This is a genomic window from Plectonema radiosum NIES-515, from assembly GCF_025753815.1.
Classification (GTDB): Bacteria; Cyanobacteriota; Cyanobacteriia; order Cyanobacteriales; family Nostocaceae; genus Hassallia; species Hassallia radiosum_A.
Genome location: NZ_JAOWRF010000032.1, coordinates 1 through 1,330 on the forward strand (window position 1 = coordinate 1; position 1,330 = coordinate 1,330).

Sequence of the window (1,330 nt, forward strand, 5' to 3'; positions counted from 1 at the left end):
GTGGGGGAGGGGGGGACTACTAACTACTAACACCAGTACAGACGTAAAGCGTGGGACATCTCTACCTAAGCACTAACTTCTATTCCTTACCGATAGAGCCAGACTCTTAATAGTGAGAGCAACTGTTCGGTATCAACGGGTTTGGTGATGTAGTCCGAGGCACCGGCAGAAATGCATTTTTCGCGATCGCCTTTCATCGCTTTTGCGGTGAGAGCGATCATTGGTATATTTTGAAATTCATCAAGAGCGCGAATGCCTTGCATTGTTTCATAACCATCCATTCCTGGCATCATCACATCCATTAAGACAATATTAATATTAGGATTGTTTTGTAGCATGGTAATGCCGTCTCTACCGTTTTCAGCATAAAAAATTTCCATTTGATAAGGCTCTAACAAACTAGTCAAAGCGAAGATGTTTCGGATGTCATCATCAACAATTAAAACTTTCTTGCCTGCTAGCACCGGGTCACTTTGGCGTAGCTGTTCTAATAATAACTGTTGGTCAATCGGTAAATTTGACTGAAGTCGATGTAAAAACAGTGATGTTTCGTCTAACAATCGTTCTGGGGAACGGGCATCTTTAACAATGATAGTGTCAGAAATGCGGCGCAGTTCTGTTTCTTCTTGATATGTTAACTCTTTGCCAGTATAAATAATGATGGGTAAATAATTTAGATTTGGTTGTTGTTTAATTTGCTCGATTAACTCAAAACCATTCATATCTGGCAATCCCAAATCCAATACTAAGCAATCAAAATGAGTCGTATTAAGTACTGTTAAGGCTTCTGTAGCTGTACCAACCGCAGTAATTGCCACATCACCGTTACCAATTAACTCAACTATGCTGCGACGTTGTAATTCATTGTCTTCTACTACGAGCAGGTTTTTTACTTTTCGTTCGACAAATGCCTTAATATTTCTCAAAGCGTGAAAAAGTGCTTCACTGGGAATGGGTTTTTGTAAATAGGCGATCGCTCCTTGTTGCAGACTTCGTTTTTGCCCTTCTTCAACTGTCATAATGTGAATTGGGATGTGACGGGTGTTAGGGTCGTGTTTTAAACGGTCGAGTACAGTCCAACCATCCATCATGGGTAAACGGATATCTAACATAATCGCAGCCGGTTGAAATTCTCGTGCCATTGCCAAACCCACATCACCACGAGAAGCCACCAAAGTTTTAAAGTTTTGTTCCCGTGCCAAATCGAGTAATATTCGGGCAAATTTCAAGTCATCTTCAATAATTAAAAGAGTGCGATCGCCAATCAGAATATTTTGGCGATCGTCTTCAATTGCCGACTCAGTGAAAGTGGGAGTGTCCGAGGGGGGGA

At 41.4% G+C, this 1,330-nt stretch carries 1 protein-coding gene; it reads right to left on the minus strand.

The genetic code is table 11. The features are described from left to right. Positions 1 to 86 precede the first annotated feature (86 nt). The coding region (locus OGM63_RS01850; protein ID WP_263743795.1) for a response regulator at positions 87 to 1,330 on the minus strand (1,244 nt) is incomplete at its 5' end.